Genomic DNA, 17,889 nt, shown 5'->3' on the forward strand with positions numbered 1-17,889 from the left:
AAAATGGAGGTTTGTAACTATGAGTGTCCCTTTTACTAGACATCGTCGTTTGCGCCAGTCGGCTGCCATTCGCAGCATGGTGCGTGAAACGGTATTGAATCCGGCTGACTTTATCCAACCGATCTACGTAACATTTGGTACTGGAGTGAAACAGGAGATTAGCTCCATGCCAGGCGTATACCGTTTTTCTTTGGATCGGCTGGAAGAAGAGCTGAAAGAAATTAGTGAGCTTGGCATTCCTGCTGTGCTCCTGTTTGGCATACCAGAAACCAAAGACAGTGTAGGGACTTCAGCTTTTGTGGACAACGGTATTGTTCAGGAAGCTACTCGTTTGATCAAGTCACGTTATCCCGAACTGCTGGTCGTGGCAGACACTTGCTTGTGTGAGTTTACGGACCATGGACACTGCGGTATGGTGCACATGCATGAGCATGATGGTGAGGTATGCGGTGAAGTATTGAATGATGAATCTCTGGAGGTGCTGGTACGTACAGCCGTTTCTCAGGCGAGAGCCGGTGCAGATATTATTGCTCCTTCTAATATGATGGACGGTTTTGTACAGGCGATTCGGCAAGGACTAGATCTGGAAGGTTTTTCACATATTCCGATTATGTCGTATTCCGTCAAATATGCGTCTGCCTTTTATGGTCCTTTTCGGGAAGCTGCTGATTCTGCACCGCAGTTCGGTGACCGCAAATCCTATCAGATGGACCCTGCCAATGCACGTGAGGCGTTGCGGGAAGCGGAGTCTGACGTGATGGAGGGTGCGGACATGCTGATGGTGAAGCCTTCTCTTTCTTATCTGGATGTAATGCGCACCATTAAGGACCAATTTGATTTGCCTATGGTGGCTTACAACGTCAGTGGTGAATATGCAATGGTCAAAGCGGCAGCCCTCCAAGGCTGGATTGATGAAAAAGCGATGGTACTCGAGATTCTGACAAGCATGAAGCGTGCCGGTGCGGATATGATTATTACCTATTCTGCCAAGGATGCGGCAAGATGGTTGAAGCAATAAGTGTATTTTTTAGAAGACAGGAGTGATTAGAATGATCGACGAACAACGAACAGTACGCAAGGATACGCGTTCCAAAGCAGCTTTTGATGAGGCAAAACAGTATATTCCGGGTGGCGTGAACAGTCCGGTTCGAGCTTTTAAATCCGTAGGTATAACACCGGTATATATCGATCGTGGAGAAGGATCGCGTGTATATGATATCGACGGTCAATCCTATCTAGACTATGTATGTTCATGGGGACCGCTTATTATGGGCCATGCGCATCCCGAAGTGGTTAAAGCTTTACAGGCTGCTGTTGTAAAAGGAACCAGCTTCGGAGCCCCAACGTTGGCGGAAACGGAAATGGCGAAGCTCGTATGTGAGCGTGTTCCTTCTATGGACATTGTTCGCATGGTCAACTCGGGAACCGAGGCGACGATGAGTGCGATACGACTCGCGCGTGGATTTACAAAACGTAGCAAAATTCTTAAATTTGAAGGCTCTTATCACGGTCATGCGGACAGCTTGCTGATTAAAGCGGGCTCTGGTGTTGCGACCTTAGGTCTACCTGATAGTCCGGGTGTACCTGAAGTCGTGGCCACACATACAATCACCGTCCCTTATAATGATTTGGCATCGGTGAAGCTGGCTTTTGAGAAATTTGGTGAAGAGATTGCTGCTATTATTGTCGAGCCGGTAGCCGGCAATATGGGTGTTGTACCGCCACAGCCTGGGTTTTTGGAAGGTTTGCGTGAGGTAACCCAGCAGCACGGAAGTCTACTAATTTTTGATGAAGTGATGACTGGATTCCGGGTGGGACTTCATTCCGCTCAAGGGCGCTTTGGTGTGACGCCGGATCTTACGTGTCTAGGCAAAGTAATTGGTGGTGGCTTACCTGTAGGTGCATATGGCGGTCGTCGCGACATTCTAGAGCAAATCGCACCATCTGGCCCCATCTATCAAGCGGGTACGCTTAGCGGAAATCCGCTGGCTATGGCAGCAGGTTATTCGACGCTTAAATTGCTGACACCAGAAGTATATGATCGCTTGGAAGAGCGGGCAGCACGACTTCAGGCCGGATTCGAACGTAACGCGCGAGAGCTGGGGATTCCTGTCACGATCAACCGTGTAGGTTCCATGGTGTGTCCGTTCTTCACAGACGAGAAGGTTGTCAATTTTGACACTGCTAAAACGAGTAATCAGGACCACTTCCGCCGTTACTTTACTGAAATGGTGAATGAGGGCGTTAGTGTAGCTCCATCTCAATTTGAGGGCATGTTCGTATCAGGTGTGCATACAGTTGAGGATATTGATGCTACCATTGAAGCGAACTATCGCGCGCTCAAACGTCTATGAGTTGGAAAGGCACCTGGAAAAGAAGAGGACCGTGGCTGGAAGTCACACCGGGGCGAGAAATTGCAACTGATGAAAATCGCGCTGAAGCTGTGGACCGCTGGTTGTTGAACCGTCTGGGATTACCAGACAAGCTGTGGCGCAGGCTACGGCATGAAAAAGGGATTGAACTTACAGGGGACCGGCTGCGGCTGGCCCTTTTTCCTGTAGTGGACCTCGGCGTCATCCCACGTTGGTATGATTTGAAGATACTATACGAGGATGATTTTTGCTTGGTCGTACACAAACCAGCGGGTATGGCGGTCCATCCAGACGGTGGTGTAAAGGATGGTCCGCTGACGTTGGATCATGCTGTCGCATCCTATTATGAAATTAACGACATTCATACAGCAGTACGGCATATACATCGTCTGGATGTGGACACGACAGGCCCGGTGCTATATGCCAAAAATGAATTTGCGTTGCTCAAGCTGGACGAACAAATGCGAGCTAAGGACATCGGTCGTCGTTATGTAGCTTTGGTACGAGGGAAAGTACCTCCATCGCTGCGGACGTTGGATTGGCCGATTGGCAAGGATAGGCATCATAAACAGCGCCGCCGTGTATCCCCAACCGGGCAGAAGGCGGTTACCCATGTGGAAGTTGGTGAAGTATGGGGGAGTGGTCCGAGTGCGGTCAGTCTCGTGTATCTGACGCTGGAAACAGGTCGGACGCACCAGATTCGCGTACATCTTAGTCATGCTGGCTATCCTTTGCTTGGGGACGTATTATACGGCGGTCGTGCTGTTGATTTTGGTAGGCAGGCCCTTCACGGAGAGCGCCTTACCTTCTGTCATCCGCTGAGCGGCGAAACGATAACCGTGGAGGATGCTTGGCCGGATGATTTTCAAAAGCTGCACAAACAGCTATAAAAGATGGCATGCCTTCTATTTTGGCGCATATACTTGAACCTAGAAACGGTTTGCAATATGGAGTTTCCGTGCGCCTGACACGAGTCAGAGGATGTGCGGAGGCTGCCCAAAGGAGGATGCCATCCTTGAATAAACAACAGAATGATCAGCCGCAAGGCTTGCGTTTTGATATTTATGAACGCATTCATTTGACGGAGGAAGCTGCCGGGATTGCCGAGTTGGAGGAAATTGAGCTTCTGCCACGCATTCAGGTTGTAACCCACGGCGACCATGCCGCTTTGCGAGGGCATTTGCTGCTGGAGGGCGTGTACCGCACACCTGAACAGATCACGAGCGAGCTTCATCATTTGATCCCTGTGGAAATTACCATTCCGCTAAATCGGGTAGGAAGATTGGAAGATATCTCCGTGGAGATTGAAAATTTTGATGTGGACCTGCTCTCTTTACGCAGTCTAAACATTACAGGGGTTCTTTCTTTGCATGGGGTGGAAAGCTCTCATGCAGAGGAGACAGCGGTTTGGCTGGATGAGGAGTTTACTGTAGTGCATGCGCCTGAGCATCCAGCTTCATCTCTTTCTGGCGATGGAGAGCATCGTCACGAAGAGGCCTATTCTACCCAAGGCTCGGCATTCAACAACTATACAGACTCGGAAACTTCATACACAGTAGCAGCGCAACAGGAGTCAGCTTACTGGGAACAGTCGTCAGAGGATCAACTTGAACAGAAGTCATCATTGGAGCAGCAGACTTATGACCCGATAGTAGATCCGAATCGATATTATGAGCCATGGACGGGAAAAGCAATTGAAGACAGTTCTTCCGAAGTGAAGCATGAGCAGGAGTCACCGGAAGTGTGGGGAATTCAGCAAGAGGCAATAGGGACGGTAGGAGATGAGCCTAAAGTATCTTCTACATCTCCCAATGTAGCATACGACTCTTTGCTGTCGGAACCGCATTCTGACACAGAGTCGGAGATTTATTTGGAGCCGCAGTTGGAAGCAAGTCAGGGGAATGACTTTGACTTGAGGCCTGAGACGTCAGAACAGGTAAACCATGAAGTTCATGATACCTTTACTGAGGAAAAGCCAGAGATGCGCGTGGCTTTTAACAGTAAAAAGGATGAAGGAGCAGACGAGCCGGACCCGGTTGTCTACTCATCATTGCTTCAATCCAGCCGTTCGGTAAAAGAAGCGGAGCACCAGCAGCAACTGGAACATGAACCGCAAGGTCAGGATCAGAAAGTCGACGAAGAGCGTGAGGATGCCAAGTGGAAAAATCTTTTTTTTCATACACAGGATGAAACGCCTTTCCGCAAGGTAAGGTTATGCATTGTACAGCGCGAGGATACACTGGAAACGATAGCAGACCGTTATCAACTCAGCACACGGGAGCTTCAATTGTATAACAGATTGGCAGAGCATCATGTAGAAGAAGGGCAAGTATTGTACATCCCTTGATTCGGTTGCTGAAACATGCGACGAAGTGCTGACTATAGTCAATGAGAAATGGGTGTTGACTATAGTCAATGGGAAATGTATGATGTGGTATAGTTATTGAAAGACTGAGATCGGGAAGAGTAGGCAGCAAGCCCTTCAGAGAGTGGAATTGCAGCGCTGTGAGGTTCCGCAGGAAGCTACTGGCCGAAGTCACCCGGGAGTCGCCTGTTTGAACGGTTCCTCATTTCATTCCTTCGGAAGGTAAGAGGTTCACGGTAGAATAAGGCCGGTCCGCAACCGTTATCTGCATAAAGTGTCACACCATGTGTAATGGATCAGTGGATACATACACTAGGGGTGAAACAAAGGTGGTACCGCGAGAGAACAGCCTTTCGTCCTTTGAGGATGAAGGGCTTTTTTTATTTGCCAATTGAAAAATCATGGAGGTATCCTGATATGTCAGAACAAGACAACAAGACAACCTTGGAAATGCCAACAACGTATGATCCCAAATCAGCAGAACAAAAATGGTACAAAACGTGGATGGAGAAGGGCTATTTCCGCGCCGGGCAACATCCAGAGGCAGAGCCTTTTACAATCGTTATTCCACCACCCAATGTTACGGGTATGTTGCATATTGGACATGCTCTTGACTTTACTTTGCAGGATATTATTATCCGCGCCAAGCGGATGCAGGGTTATGATGCCTTGTGGCTGCCAGGGGCAGACCATGCAGGTATTGCTACTCAAACAAAAGTAGAGCAGAAGCTGCGTGAAGAAGGCCTGACTCGCTATGATTTGGGCCGTGAGAAGTTTTTGGAAAAAGTGTGGGAGTGGAAGGATCTTTATCTGGACAATATCCACAACCAATGGGAAAAAATGGGCTTTTCTCTCGATTATTCCCGTGAACGTTTTACATTGGATGAGGGACTGTCCAAAGCGGTACGCGAAGTATTCGTTAAACTGTACAAAAAGGGCCTGATTTATCGCGGTAAACGCATCATTAACTGGGACCCTGCTGCACGTACTGCGTTGTCGGATATTGAGGTGGAATACAAAGAGGTGAATGGAAATCTATATCACCTGCAATACCCACTGAAAGACGGTAGCGGATTTATTACTGTAGCCACCACACGTCCTGAAACGATGCTGGGCGATACGGCTGTAGCTGTACATCCGGAAGATGAACGCTACAAGCAAATGATCGGCAAAACGCTTGTGCTTCCAATCATCGGGCGTGAAATTCCGGTCATTGCGGATGACTATGTGGATAAAGATTTCGGTAGCGGCGCTGTTAAAATCACACCGGCTCACGATCCGAATGACTTTGAAGTGGGACAACGTCACCAGTTGCCACAAATTACGGTGATGGACGAGACGGGAACCATGAATGCTGAAGCAGGCAAATATCAGGGACTGGATCGCAGCGATTGCCGTAAGCAAATCGTCGCTGATTTGAAAGAGCAGGGTGTACTAATTCGTATTGAAGAGCATGTACACCAAGTAGGCCATAGTGAGCGTTCAGGTGTAGTTGTAGAACCTTATCTGTCCACGCAATGGTTCGTGGAAATGAAGCCTCTGGCAGCTAAGGCGATTGAAGCACAGAAGGCTGGCAACGGTGTAAACTTTGTGCCGGATCGCTTTGAGCGTACTTATCTGCATTGGATTGAAAATGTGCGAGATTGGTGTATTTCCCGTCAATTATGGTGGGGACACCGTATTCCGGCTTGGTATGATGAAGAAACCGGAGAAGTGATTGTATCGGCGGAGGACCCTACCACTTTGCCTGAATATGCCGGTAGAAAGCTCAAACAGGATGAGGATGTACTCGATACTTGGTTCAGCTCTGCTTTGTGGCCGTTTTCGACCCTGGGTTGGCCTGAGCAGACAGAGGATCTCAAACGCTATTATCCGACTAATGTTCTAGTTACAGGCTACGACATTATTTATTTCTGGGTATCGCGTATGATTTTTACCGCGCTGGAATTTACGGAAGAGATTCCGTTCAAGGACGTACTTATGCACGGTCTGGTTCGTGACGCGGACGGAAGAAAAATGTCCAAATCCCTGGGCAATGGTGTTGATCCGCTTGACGTGATCGAACAATATGGTACCGATGCTATGCGTTATATGATCTCCACCAGCAGCACGCCTGGACAAGACCTTCGTTTCCGCTGGGAACGTGTGGAGCAGGCGCGTAACTTTGCCAATAAAATCTGGAATGCATCACGTTTTGCGTTGATGAATCTGGAAGGCGTCACTGCGGCAGATATAGACATTACCGGTGACTTGAGCACCGTTGATCGTTGGATTCTGCACCGTCTAAACGAAACTTCACGCGACATCACGCGTCTAATAGATGCTTATGAATTTGGCGAGACAGGCCGCCTTCTGTACAACTTTATTTGGGATGATTTGTGCGACTGGTACATTGAGTTTGCGAAGCTTTCCCTATATGGCGATAATGCAGAGGCGAAAAAGAAAACACAATCCGTCCTTGCCTATGTTTTGGATCGGACACTGCGCATGATTCATCCGTTCATGCCTTTTATCTCCGAGGAAATATGGCAGCATCTTCCGCATGAGGGAGAAACGATCACACTAGCTGCTTGGCCTGCTTACGATCCTGCTTTCGAGGATAAGGGTGCGGTCGCTGAAATGAATTTGCTGATCGACGTGATTCGTGCTGTGCGCAATATCCGCGCTGAAGTCAACGTGCCGATGAGTAAAAAAATTGAATTGCTCATAAAACCCGGCGATCAAGCCGTTCTTGATATCATTAACCGCAATGGGGAGTATGTACGTCGATTCTGTAATACGTCTGAATTCGACGCGGGATTAGAGTTCACCGCTCCAGATAAAGCTATGACATCTATTGTTAGCGGCGCAGAGCTATACCTGCCGTTAGCCGGACTGCTAGATATTGCCCAGGAAATTAGCAGACTCGAAAAAGAACTTCAGCATTTGAACAGTGAAGTGGAGCGCGTGGAGAAAAAGCTCTCCAACCAAGGCTTCGTGGCAAAGGCACCAGCCAAAGTCATCGAGGAAGAGAAGGCCAAGCAAGCCGATTACTCAGATAAGCGCGCTAAAGTTATCGCACGTATTGAAGAACTCAAGGGATAATTTCACTCACAATAAAATGACCTGAAGGTGAAGAGGATGTCAGATACGATCAGGGGCGGCGACATAGCCCCTTTACAAAATTATGATGAAGCAGTGGAATGGATTAACGGGTTGATTCCGTTTGGCATTAGACCCGGACTGGAACGAATCGAACAGCTGATGAGTAGACTGGGTGATCCCCAACGACATCTGAAATTTATTCATATTGCGGGAACCAACGGTAAGGGCTCGACTTGTGCCTTTCTAACCTCTGTGCTTCTGAAATGTGGATACGATGTTGGGACCTTTACTTCTCCGTACATCACCCGATTTACAAACCGTTTTCAATTCAACGGGACCGATATTCCAGATGAAACGCTGGTTTCACTCGCCAATCGCTTGTATCCGTTGGTGAAAGAAATCGCAGATAGTGAGTTGGGATCACCTACGATGTTTGAGGTGTCCACAGCGTTGGCTATTTTGTACTATGCTACGGTAGCTTTTCCAGATGTTGTGGTATGGGAGACAGGTCTCGGGGGAAGGATGGATGTAACTAATATCGTGAGTCCTATCGTCTCGGTTATTACAAATGTCGGCTATGACCATACGGACATTTTGGGAGATACACTGGAACAGATTGCAAGAGAAAAGGCTGGGATCATCAAGCCGGGTGTACCTGTCGTCAGTTGTGTTTCCCAGCCCGAGGCTATTCAGGTCATACGTGAAACGGCGGCCAAGCAAGGAGCTACCTTGTACCTGGCAGGAGAACAATTTACGTATGAACGGTTAAATGGGAATGAAACAGGTCAGACCTTTTCATTCGCTGGACCCTTCCGGCATATGGAAATCGACATCACGTTGTTAGGCGAGCATCAATGTTCTAATGCGGCAGGAGCTATGATGGCACTTGAAGTCCTACGTCAGTATATGGCTTTTGTGTTGGATGATGCGGATCTGCTGGAGGGCTTTAGGCAAGCTGCCTGGGCAGGGCGTCTCGAACAAGTCAGTACCTCGCCGAGAATTGTCCTTGATGGGGCTCATAATCCAGAAGGGGCTCAGACGCTGGCCAAGAGTCTCCCACAAGTGTATTCGTACAAAAAATTGGTTTTAATGATGGGAATGCTGTCAAACAAGCATCATGAGGCATACTTGCAGCATATACTGCCACTAGTGGATACGCTTATCCTGACCGAGCCCGATTTTCGCCGCAAAATGAATGCCGCTGATTTGGCTCATCTCGTGGAGAAGCTGCGGCCGTCTTATGCCAAAACGGATTTAAAAATTATTGTAGAAGGTGACTGGAAAAAGGCTTTAAGCCTGTTTCAGTCACATACGGAAGCGGAAGATCTGGGGGTGGTGTCCGGCACGCTGTATCTTATTGCGGATGTACGGGCTACCCTTATGTATCAAACCGATTCGGAAAAAGGTTGGTGAAATTTGTTGATTACTTCGGAACATGTTCATTTTATCGGTATCGGCGGCTACGGGATGAGCGCGATTGCTCGGGTCATGCTGGAGATGGGATATACCGTGACTGGCTCAGATGTGGCATCACAGGAGCTGACAGAAAAACTGGCGGCAAAAGGCGCAAAAATATATATTGGACACACGCCTGAACATATTGCAGGCGCAGATATTGTTGTCTATTCAACAGCATTGTCACGTGACAATGTAGAGCGGGTGGCAGCGGAAGAATTGAATATTCCAACACTGCACCGTTCGCAGATGCTGGCTCGCTTGCTTAACGAACGTAAGGGAATAGCGGTTGCGGGTGCGCACGGGAAAACGACAACCTCTTCCATGATCGCTCTGGTTATGGAGAGATGTAATGTTGATCCAACGTATATTATTGGCGGCGAAATCACGAATTTGGGAACGAACGCCAAAGCGGGTAAAAGCGAGTTTGTCGTTGCCGAGGCGGATGAGAGCGATGGTTCTTTCCTGCAATATCATCCTTGGCAGGGTATCGTAACCAATATTGAAGCGGATCATTTGGAAAATTACGATGGCGATTTTAATCGGCTGAAAAGTGCTTACGTACAGTTTTTAAGTCAAATTCGGCCGGATGGAGCAGCTATTGTATGCGCAGATGATCAGAACATCCGAGAGATGTTGCCTCAGCTCCAAACTCGGGTCATTACTTATGGGGTAGAGCATGAAGCGGATTACATGGCGACAGATATCCAACTAGGTGACCGCCGATTAAGCTTTACGATGAGTCGTAAGGGAACAGCACTCGGAACGATTGAATTGTCTGTACCGGGTAAACATAACATGTATAATGCGATGGCTACCGTGATTTCATGTTTGGAAGCAGGGATTCCATTTGATCAAATTGCTGCAACTATTGTGGAATTTCACGGAGCAAAACGTCGTTTTCAAGTGCTAGGTGAAGGCAATGACATTTTGATTATTGATGACTATGCGCATCACCCAACAGAGATTGAGGCAACGATCAGTGCAGCGAGAGCGACTGGGAAGCGTATTATTGCCGTGTTCCAGCCACAACGCTACAGTCGTACCTTTTTCCTGCTGGATGCGTTCAGCCGTGCGTTTAGCGAGGCTAATGAAGTGATCATTACCGATATTTATTCACCAGCGGGAGAAAAACAGATTGAAGGTGTGCATTCTTCCAAACTGGTGGATTTAATCGTCCAAAACAGCAATGCGAATGCAGTCTATTTACCGACCAAAGAAGCCGTGATCGAAGAGTTGAAAGATCGGTTACAGCCGGGCGATCTTGTGCTGACAATGGGAGCAGGGGATATCTGGAAAGCTGGCGACGCATTAGCACGCCATCTTCGCGGGCAACAAGTGTAATTACGTATAAACATGGGCTGTTACGCCAATGAATTATAACTTTGAAGGGTATTCCGAACACGAAAGTGTTTCGGGATACCTTTTTTTGTAATGCCGTGGCATATTTCCTCAGCTTGACTCATACAACAGACTATGAGGAAGTATGGGACAAGGAGGGAGTGCATCCATGAACAAGGCCAAGATGACATTCCGGTTCGATCAACAGTTGCCGGAAACAAGCCGGGAGGATAAGCTACAGGTGCTTCCGAACAAAAATGAGTCGTTTACGAACGGACAGCGTGACATGATTAGAGATACGGAGTTACACCACGATGATGAGCTTTATCAAACTGATAACCAGCGTAAAGGAATGGAACGGACTAGTAGTATGGAGAAACATACTCGAACTACACAACATTCAGAGCTCGGCAAACCTGTGGAGACGAATAAACGCATTGCAACTCGGCGTTTTACTCCAACATTGAGGGTACAAGAGGGATGGGACGACCCTTTTGGTCGTTCGGCAGCTTCCTGGTCAGATGCGGACGTTCTACCGGAAAGTCCAGAAGAGGATGATGTTGAGGAGGCCTATTATTCCGGTCAAGAGTATAGAAAGCGTCCGCCTCACCCTTCCAGATGGAGATTAATCGGTTCTGTAGCCAGTGCGTTGGTGACTGGGGGCATGTTCGGATATATTATGTTGTTACTGTTTAACGGAGGTAGTATGGTCCCGGGATCTGATTCTTTGGATAATGAGGCTGTACCCGTTTTCAAAGAATCTGTTGATGTCGATACAACGTCTGCAAAAGAGAATGCTGCCCCTGTTACCATCGTAGCGACTCAAGTGCCTCCACAAACCTATTACTTGCTGCAATACGGGGTTTTCAGCACTCCAGAGAGGGCTTTACAGGCAAAGGAAGAACTGTTGAAGGCAGGCATTGCAGCAGGAGGGGATAGCGAGGATCAAAACCGAGTATATGCAGGAATATCATCGGATAGGGAGCAAGCCAAGTTGCTTAGTAATCAATTGAAGACACAAGGAGTGGAATTGTATGTCCGCGAGCTCGAATTACCCGGATTCGAAAAAGCGGCTTACGGAGGTAATGGTGATAAACTCACTACCTTTTTTCAGTTAAGCAACTCATTAGTGGGCAAGCTGAGCGGACTTTCCTCAACTTTGCTCAGAGAAGAAGGCCCAAATACGGTGCCAGCCTCCGACATGAGCGAGCTGAACGACCTGCATCAGCAGTGGACACAAAATATCGCTGCAATTCCCACTGGTCTTCCGAAGGAAGCGGCTACCACCGCAACTTCGCTTGAAAAGGCGATGAACAGCGCAGTCTCTGCACTTGGAGAATATAACAAGAACACAGCCAAGGAACACATTTGGGAGATTCAGTCCTCCATGATGGAATATGTTTTGCGTGAGAAGGAATTTATCCAATTCATAAAACAGTAGACTAACCATACTTTCCGGCAAGGAACTGGAAATAGTTCCCCATGCCGGATTTCTGTTTGTATTGCAGTACAAATCACCGTATAATAATGAAGGTGTCAAAAAATGGCGAGGGAAGATCAGGATGAAAAAAAATGTAGGAATGCTTATACTGTTTTTGTTGCTCGGTTGGCTTTTGGGTGCCTGGATTGCTAAGGCCCTTCAATCGGTCAAAGTCCTTTCCTTTCTGACCCACCCCACTACGATATCCTGGTCGCCGAGAGCGGATCTGGATATTATCAGCTACAACATAACGATAAATTTTGAATTGAGCCTGCTTAGTCTGATCGGCATCATCGCCGCATTCTGGCTGTATCGCAGGCTCTAACTGATGAAAAGGAGCTTCCCTTATGGACGGGAAAATTACGCCCCGCATTATTCTGGCATCGACTTCACCAAGAAGGAAGGAATTACTCGCATATTTGAGACTCCCCTTTGAGGTGGTGCCGAGTCATGCGGATGAAAGCACGCCTGAGAGCTGGACGCCTCAGCAAATCGTGGAGACCCTTGCGGCCCGCAAAGCCGAAGCGGTCGTGCGCACTGCCGCACAGTCCGAGGAAGCTGGATTGGTGATTGGCAGTGATACGATTGTCGTGCTGGAGGATTCGGTATTGGGCAAGCCTGCTGACCATGCGGACGCGGTTCGTATGTTGACTGCATTGCAGGGAAGAACACACCGTGTGTACACTGGGGTAGCCTGCATACATACCGGAACCGGCAAGATGCTTGTTAGACATCGCCAAACGGAGGTCACAATGAAGCCTCTGAACCAAGAGCAAATTGTGGCATACGTAAATACTGGAGAACCGTCTGACAAAGCAGGATCGTATGGCATTCAAGGCATGGGTGCTACGTTGGTGGAATCTATTCAGGGTTGTTATTTTAACGTCGTAGGATTGCCGCTTTCTTTGCTGTCGGACATGCTGTCCGATTTTGGAGTGAATGTGCTGCGTCCATAAAAGGGGATAAACATATGCTGGAGTCGCCAATACTGATGCTTCGCGACCTCCCCCATGAAGAACGACCAAGAGAGCGCATGATGACATATGGGGCGGATGCCTTGAGCAACGCGGAGTTGCTAGCAATACTACTGCGTACAGGAACACAAAGTGAATCATCTCTGCATTTAGCGCAGCGTATTTTGCAGCAAGCAGGGAATTTGCGTCAACTGGTGGATATGAGTCTGAGCGAGTTGACCCAGATTAAGGGCATTGGAAATGCTAAAGCGATACAGCTAAAAGCGGGGATCGAACTCGGGCGTCGATTAGCATTGTCACGCCACTTGGAGACCCCGGTGATTAGTTGCCCACGGGATGTGGCAGATCTGCTGTTTGAACAGCTTCGCTATTTGCAGAAAGAGCATTTTGTTTGCCTGTTTTTAAATACCAAAAACCATGTCATTGCTCAGGAAACGCTATCTATGGGCAGCCTGAATTCCGCCATCGTGCATCCTCGTGAAGTATTTCGGGCTGCAATCAAGTGTAGCAGTGCTTCGATTATTTGCGCTCATAACCATCCGAGCGGTGATCCGAAGCCAAGCCCGGAAGATGTCCAGTTGACTCGCCGCCTGATGGAAGCGGGCAACATCGTGGGCATCGACGTGCTTGATCATATTGTGATCGGGGACGGGACCTTTGTAAGTTTGAAGGAACAAGGTCTGATATAATATAATATTTAAATCAAACATTTAAACATGACCGGATAAACCGGCCTGAATAAACCGTTTATACAGGGATAACAGATTTCAGGGAAGAGAAAAGGAGATTAACATCATGCTGGGTGGCTTTACAAAAGATTTGGGAATTGACTTAGGAACGGCAAACACGCTTGTATACGTAAGAGGTAAGGGAATCGTGGTTCGTGAACCATCTGTAGTTGCTTTGCGTACAGATACAAAAACCATTGAGGCTGTTGGGGAATCTGCGAAAAAAATGATCGGTCGCACACCGGGAAATATCCGTGCAATTCGTCCAATGAAGGATGGAGTCATTGCTGATTTTGATACGACTGCAACGATGATCAAATATTTCATCCGTCAGGCGCAAGCACAACGTTCATTGTTTCCGCGCCATCCGAACGTGATGGTTTGCGTGCCTTCGGGCATTACTGCAGTGGAACAGCGTGCTGTTGAAGATGCGACCAAGCAAGCAGGCGCAAGAGAGGCGTACACGATTGAAGAGCCGTTTGCAGCGGCAATTGGCGCTGATCTGCCGGTATGGGAGCCTACAGGCAGTATGGTTGTCGATATCGGTGGAGGTACAACCGAAGTTGCGGTCATTTCCTTGGGAGGGATCGTAACAAGTCGTTCTGTACGTGTAGCTGGCGATGAAATGGACGAGTCCATCATTCAATACGTGAAACGTCAATACAACCTGATGATTGGTGAACGGACTTCTGAGCAGCTGAAAATGGAAGTTGGTTCAGCTATGCCATTAGAGCAAGTGGAAACATCGGAAATCCGCGGACGCGATCTGGTAACAGGCTTGCCGAAGACAATTACGATTACCTCCGATGAAATTAGCGAAGCATTATCGGATACCGTTAATGCGATCGTGGATGCAGTTAAAGTAACATTGGAAAAATGCCCTCCCGAGCTGGCAGCGGACATCATGGATAGAGGAATTGTACTGACTGGTGGTGGAGCACTACTGCGCAACCTGGATAAGCTGTTGGCAGGTGAGACCGGAATGCCGGTGATCGTAGCGGAAAATCCTCTGGATTGTGTGGCAATCGGTACGGGTAGAGCACTGGAAAATATCCATTTGTTCAAATCGCGCAGCAGTTCTGCCGTCCGTTCCAAACGTTGAATCGGGGGTGTAGGAACTGTTTAAGCTGTTTGGCAATAAAAGACTATTTGTTCTATTGATCGGAATCGTTCTGTTTATTGCCCTTATGGGGATTACACTTGGACAGAGAAATTCCTTAACCTGGCCCGAGAAGTTTGCCAGAGATTCAATTGGCTTTGTGCAAGGTATCTTTTACAGGCCCGCTTCAGCAATAGCGGGCTTCTTTGAAGATATCGGTAATATGCGTAGTATTTACGAAGAAAATGAGCGCTTAAAAATAGCCGTGGCCAAGCTGACTCGTGACCAGATTCAGACTCATAATTATGTTGAAACAAATGCTAGATTGCAGAATGAACTGAAGTTCACCCAAACGCAAAAGGCGAAAAATAATTATGATTATCGTGTTGCACAAGTGAACAGTGTTAGCAATGATTCCAAAACACTCGTGATTGATATTGGTGAGAAGGACGGAGCCAAGGTCGGTCAGGAGGTCAGTTCACTTGAAGGGTTTGTTGGGGTCATTAGCCGCACGGGGAATTTTACGTCTACCGTTACGCTGTTGACTACATTGGATCCTAAAAATCCGAATTCTTATGCCATTGCAGCGACAGTCTTGGGTAAGGAAAATCAATCGTTTGGTATGATTGAAAGCTATGATCCGGGTACGAACACATTTCAAATGACTCGCATTGAAGAAAAAGATCCAATCGCAAAGGGTGATCAGATTATTACGTCTGGTGCAGGCGGGAAGTTCCGCAAAAACCTAATGATTGGAACGGTTGAGAAAATTCAGGTTGGAGAGTTCGGCAAAACACGGACAGCGATTATTAAACCGGCAGCCAGCTTTGTGGATTGGAAAGAACTGCTCGTCCTCTACACTCCTGAGGTACCGGAATAATGAAGATGCGCGGTCAGGTTCTGATACTGCTGCTGTTTGTCCTGTTTATAGCTGAAGGAACGATTCTTCCGTGGCTTCTCCCGGATAGTTGGCATTCAAGAATGGTCCCAAATTTTGTGTATGTCGTAATTTTGTTTGTATCTGTGTATTACAGCCGTCATACAGCGTTGGTGCTAGGTATTGTTTTTGGACTTATTCATGATGTAGTGTACTACGGGTTTATCATTGGCCCTTATTCTTTTGCAATGGGGTTGTCTGCATACTTATTAGGGCTTGTGTTTACTGCTAGACGTGCACCAATGCCCATTATGATGGCGGCCGTATTGATTGGTAGTTTCCTGCTGGATTCTATGCTTTTTGCCATTGATCAGCTGTTTCAACTGAATCATCAGACTTTCAATTGGGCACTTGCTCAGTATATGATTCCTGATTTGTTTATCCATTTTCTGTTCGCCCTCATCATTTATGTCCCAGTTCGCAAGCAATTGCAGCGTTTGGGTACCCGTGTGAAAAAGGAAGAGACTGTCTAGGTCTTTTTACACACATTTTGTCCGGGTTAGCAGGGATTTGACGTCCCGGGGACGAAATGATTGAGATAGGAGGGACAGGCTAATGGCGGTGAAATCGAATCATGTCACGATTAAAGGCATCAAAGATGGCCTGGTATTCCTGCTGGACGATCAATGCGAATTTGAGGATTTGCTGGGTGAGCTGCGTTTTAAGCTGGAGCACAGTCATCAAAATATTTTAACTGGTCCGATCATTCATGTGGATATTAAACTGGGAAGTCGGGAAGTAACTGAGGAGCAAAAGGAAAGTATTCTGGAGATTTTGAAGCAGAAGGGGAATCTGCTCATCAGGTCTGTAGAATCACCCGGATTGCCTGTGGTAGTGCAGGGCAAGCCCCCCATTCACACGGTGACAGGGATTATCCGTTCAGGACAAGTGCTTCATCACGATGGAAACTTACTCTTTTTGGGAGATGTTAACCCGGGTGGAATTATAACTTGTACCGGTGATATCTATGTCCTTGGCGCTCTGCGGGGTATGGCGCATGCAGGGATGGAGGGAAATAGTGAAGCGATTATCGCGGCCTCCTATTTTGCACCAACACAGCTGCGAATTTCCGAAATGATTAGCCGTCCACCAGATGAATGGGAGACACGTGAATCCGGCATGGAATTTGCGTATCTCAAGGATGGCGCTATGCAAATAGATAAAATGAGCAATATTGTGCGTCTGGGCCGCGATTTTAACGTGTTCAAAGGGGTGTAGCACATGGGAGAGGCTATCGTCGTCACTTCAGGAAAAGGCGGCGTCGGCAAAACGACGACGTCAGCCAATATAGGAACAGCGCTTGCACTGCTCGGCAAAAAGGTGTGTTTGGTGGATACGGATATCGGTTTGCGTAATCTAGACGTTGTGATGGGTCTGGAAAACCGGATTATTTATGACCTTGTTGATGTAGCGGAAGGTCGTTGCCGTCTGAACCAGGCACTTGTTAAGGACAAGCGTTTTGAGGAGCTGTATATGCTACCAGCTGCTCAAACCAAGGACAAAAGTGCTGTTACGCCGGAGCAGGTTAAGGATATTATTTTGGAGCTTAAAAAGGATTTTGAATATATATTGATCGACTGCCCTGCGGGTATTGAGCAAGGCTTTAAAAATGCCATTGCCGGTGCGGATCAGGCCATTGTTGTGACTACTCCAGAAAATGCTGCTGTACGCGATGCAGATCGGGTAATTGGTTTACTGGAAAGTTCGCACGTGATATCACCTAAGTTGGTGGTTAACCGCATTCGCAATAGTATGGTTAAATCCGGAGATATGTTAGATATTGACGGAATTTTACAAGTGCTTAGCATAGACCTTATTGGGATTGTACCGGATGATGAAATGGTAATTAAAGCAGCTAATACAGGAGAGCCTACTGTTATGAATCCGGATGCACAGGCAGCGATTGCCTATCGGAACATTGCGAGACGAATCTTGGGCGATACTGTGCCTCTTATGCAGCTGGACCAGAAGAAGAGTGTGATGACACGCTTTAAGAAGTTTTTTGGTATGGGTGGATAAGGAAAACAGGAAGTTATTGCTGGTGGTTGCTTGGC

General features: G+C 47.6%; 16 protein-coding genes. All 16 read left to right on the forward strand.

The annotated features are described in order from the left end of the window. Positions 1-19: 19 nt before the first annotated feature. The 16 genes from hemB to minD all read left to right on the forward strand — a co-directional run bounded on the left by hemB (position 20) and on the right by minD (position 17,854). Complete coding sequence (hemB, locus tag C0638_RS14015) at positions 20-1,018, forward strand: porphobilinogen synthase (RefSeq protein WP_013372683.1); 999 nt, start codon at positions 20-22, stop codon at positions 1,016-1,018. Positions 1,019-1,049: 31 nt separating this feature from the next. Beyond that, positions 1,050-2,354, forward strand: a complete 1,305-nt coding sequence (gene hemL, locus C0638_RS14020) for a glutamate-1-semialdehyde 2,1-aminomutase (protein WP_058712267.1) — start codon at positions 1,050-1,052, stop codon at positions 2,352-2,354. Next, complete coding sequence (locus tag C0638_RS14025; protein WP_058712268.1) at positions 2,351-3,262, forward strand: RluA family pseudouridine synthase; 912 nt, start codon at positions 2,351-2,353, stop codon at positions 3,260-3,262. The genes hemL and C0638_RS14025 overlap by 4 nt, the downstream gene beginning before the upstream one ends. A gap of 125 nt (positions 3,263-3,387) precedes the next feature. Continuing rightward, positions 3,388-4,719, forward strand: a complete 1,332-nt coding sequence (locus C0638_RS14030) for a LysM peptidoglycan-binding domain-containing protein (RefSeq protein WP_058712269.1) — start codon at positions 3,388-3,390, stop codon at positions 4,717-4,719. 435 nt (positions 4,720-5,154) lie between these two features. Beyond that, positions 5,155-7,821, forward strand: coding sequence for a valine--tRNA ligase (locus C0638_RS14035; protein ID WP_102163569.1), 2,667 nt, complete (start codon positions 5,155-5,157; stop codon positions 7,819-7,821). 36 nt (positions 7,822-7,857) lie between these two features. Next, on the forward strand, positions 7,858-9,234 hold the full coding sequence (locus tag C0638_RS14040) for a bifunctional folylpolyglutamate synthase/dihydrofolate synthase (RefSeq protein WP_058712271.1): 1,377 nt from the start codon (positions 7,858-7,860) through the stop codon (positions 9,232-9,234). Positions 9,235-9,240: 6 nt separating this feature from the next. After that, positions 9,241-10,620 carry a UDP-N-acetylmuramate--L-alanine ligase gene (gene murC / locus C0638_RS14045; RefSeq protein ID WP_058712276.1) on the forward strand — a complete coding sequence of 460 codons (1,380 nt, stop codon included), beginning with the start codon at positions 9,241-9,243 and terminating at the stop codon, positions 10,618-10,620. A gap of 166 nt (positions 10,621-10,786) precedes the next feature. Next, on the forward strand, positions 10,787-12,058 hold the full coding sequence (locus tag C0638_RS14050; RefSeq protein WP_058712272.1) for an SPOR domain-containing protein: 1,272 nt from the start codon (positions 10,787-10,789) through the stop codon (positions 12,056-12,058). A gap of 121 nt (positions 12,059-12,179) precedes the next feature. After that, positions 12,180-12,422: a DUF4321 domain-containing protein gene (locus tag C0638_RS14055; RefSeq protein ID WP_013372674.1), complete on the forward strand. Its 243-nt coding sequence runs from the start codon at positions 12,180-12,182 to the stop codon at positions 12,420-12,422. Between the two features lie 22 nt (positions 12,423-12,444). Continuing rightward, the gene (locus tag C0638_RS14060; protein WP_013372673.1) at positions 12,445-13,053 is read left to right on the forward strand and encodes a Maf family protein; all 609 of its coding nucleotides are present in this window, start codon (positions 12,445-12,447) and stop codon (positions 13,051-13,053) included. Between the two features lie 14 nt (positions 13,054-13,067). Next, positions 13,068-13,760 (forward strand): RadC family protein, encoded by a 693-nt coding sequence (radC, locus tag C0638_RS14065; RefSeq protein WP_013372672.1) that lies wholly within the window; start codon positions 13,068-13,070, stop codon positions 13,758-13,760. Between the two features lie 106 nt (positions 13,761-13,866). Beyond that, positions 13,867-14,901: a rod shape-determining protein gene (locus C0638_RS14070; protein ID WP_013311600.1), complete on the forward strand. Its 1,035-nt coding sequence runs from the start codon at positions 13,867-13,869 to the stop codon at positions 14,899-14,901. 55 nt (positions 14,902-14,956) lie between these two features. Further along, positions 14,957-15,778: a rod shape-determining protein MreC gene (mreC, locus tag C0638_RS14075; RefSeq protein ID WP_013372671.1), complete on the forward strand. Its 822-nt coding sequence runs from the start codon at positions 14,957-14,959 to the stop codon at positions 15,776-15,778. Continuing rightward, on the forward strand, positions 15,778-16,308 hold the full coding sequence (gene mreD / locus C0638_RS14080) for a rod shape-determining protein MreD (protein ID WP_013372670.1): 531 nt from the start codon (positions 15,778-15,780) through the stop codon (positions 16,306-16,308). The genes mreC and mreD overlap by 1 nt, the downstream gene beginning before the upstream one ends. Positions 16,309-16,390: 82 nt before the next feature. After that, on the forward strand, positions 16,391-17,053 hold the full coding sequence (gene minC, locus C0638_RS14085) for a septum site-determining protein MinC (protein ID WP_013372669.1): 663 nt from the start codon (positions 16,391-16,393) through the stop codon (positions 17,051-17,053). Between the two features lie 3 nt (positions 17,054-17,056). Continuing rightward, a complete protein-coding gene (minD, locus tag C0638_RS14090) occupies positions 17,057-17,854 on the forward strand; it encodes a septum site-determining protein MinD (RefSeq protein ID WP_013372668.1) in 798 nt (265 codons plus the stop codon). The last annotated feature ends 35 nt before the right edge of the window (positions 17,855-17,889 follow it).

The sequence above is a fragment of the Paenibacillus sp. lzh-N1 genome (assembly GCF_002872435.1).
Taxonomy (GTDB): Bacteria; Bacillota; Bacilli; order Paenibacillales; family Paenibacillaceae; genus Paenibacillus; species Paenibacillus polymyxa_C.

What these genes read in the sequence shown, in the direction of transcription:
- hemB (WP_013372683.1), top strand. Translation starts at nt 20, where the DNA reads ATGAGTGTCCCTTTTACTAGACATCGTCGTTTGCGCCAGTCGGCTGCC.
- hemL (WP_058712267.1), top strand. Translation starts at nt 1,050, where the DNA reads ATGATCGACGAACAACGAACAGTACGCAAGGATACGCGTTCCAAAGCA.
- C0638_RS14025 (WP_058712268.1), top strand. Translation starts at nt 2,351, where the DNA reads ATGAGTTGGAAAGGCACCTGGAAAAGAAGAGGACCGTGGCTGGAAGTC.
- C0638_RS14035 (WP_102163569.1), top strand. Translation starts at nt 5,155, where the DNA reads ATGTCAGAACAAGACAACAAGACAACCTTGGAAATGCCAACAACGTAT.
- C0638_RS14040 (WP_058712271.1), top strand. Translation starts at nt 7,858, where the DNA reads ATGTCAGATACGATCAGGGGCGGCGACATAGCCCCTTTACAAAATTAT.
- C0638_RS14050 (WP_058712272.1), top strand. Translation starts at nt 10,787, where the DNA reads ATGAACAAGGCCAAGATGACATTCCGGTTCGATCAACAGTTGCCGGAA.
- C0638_RS14055 (WP_013372674.1), top strand. Translation starts at nt 12,180, where the DNA reads ATGAAAAAAAATGTAGGAATGCTTATACTGTTTTTGTTGCTCGGTTGG.
- C0638_RS14060 (WP_013372673.1), top strand. Translation starts at nt 12,445, where the DNA reads ATGGACGGGAAAATTACGCCCCGCATTATTCTGGCATCGACTTCACCA.
- radC (WP_013372672.1), top strand. Translation starts at nt 13,068, where the DNA reads ATGCTGGAGTCGCCAATACTGATGCTTCGCGACCTCCCCCATGAAGAA.
- C0638_RS14070 (WP_013311600.1), top strand. Translation starts at nt 13,867, where the DNA reads ATGCTGGGTGGCTTTACAAAAGATTTGGGAATTGACTTAGGAACGGCA.
- mreD (WP_013372670.1), top strand. Translation starts at nt 15,778, where the DNA reads ATGAAGATGCGCGGTCAGGTTCTGATACTGCTGCTGTTTGTCCTGTTT.
- minC (WP_013372669.1), top strand. Translation starts at nt 16,391, where the DNA reads ATGGCGGTGAAATCGAATCATGTCACGATTAAAGGCATCAAAGATGGC.
- minD (WP_013372668.1), top strand. Translation starts at nt 17,057, where the DNA reads ATGGGAGAGGCTATCGTCGTCACTTCAGGAAAAGGCGGCGTCGGCAAA.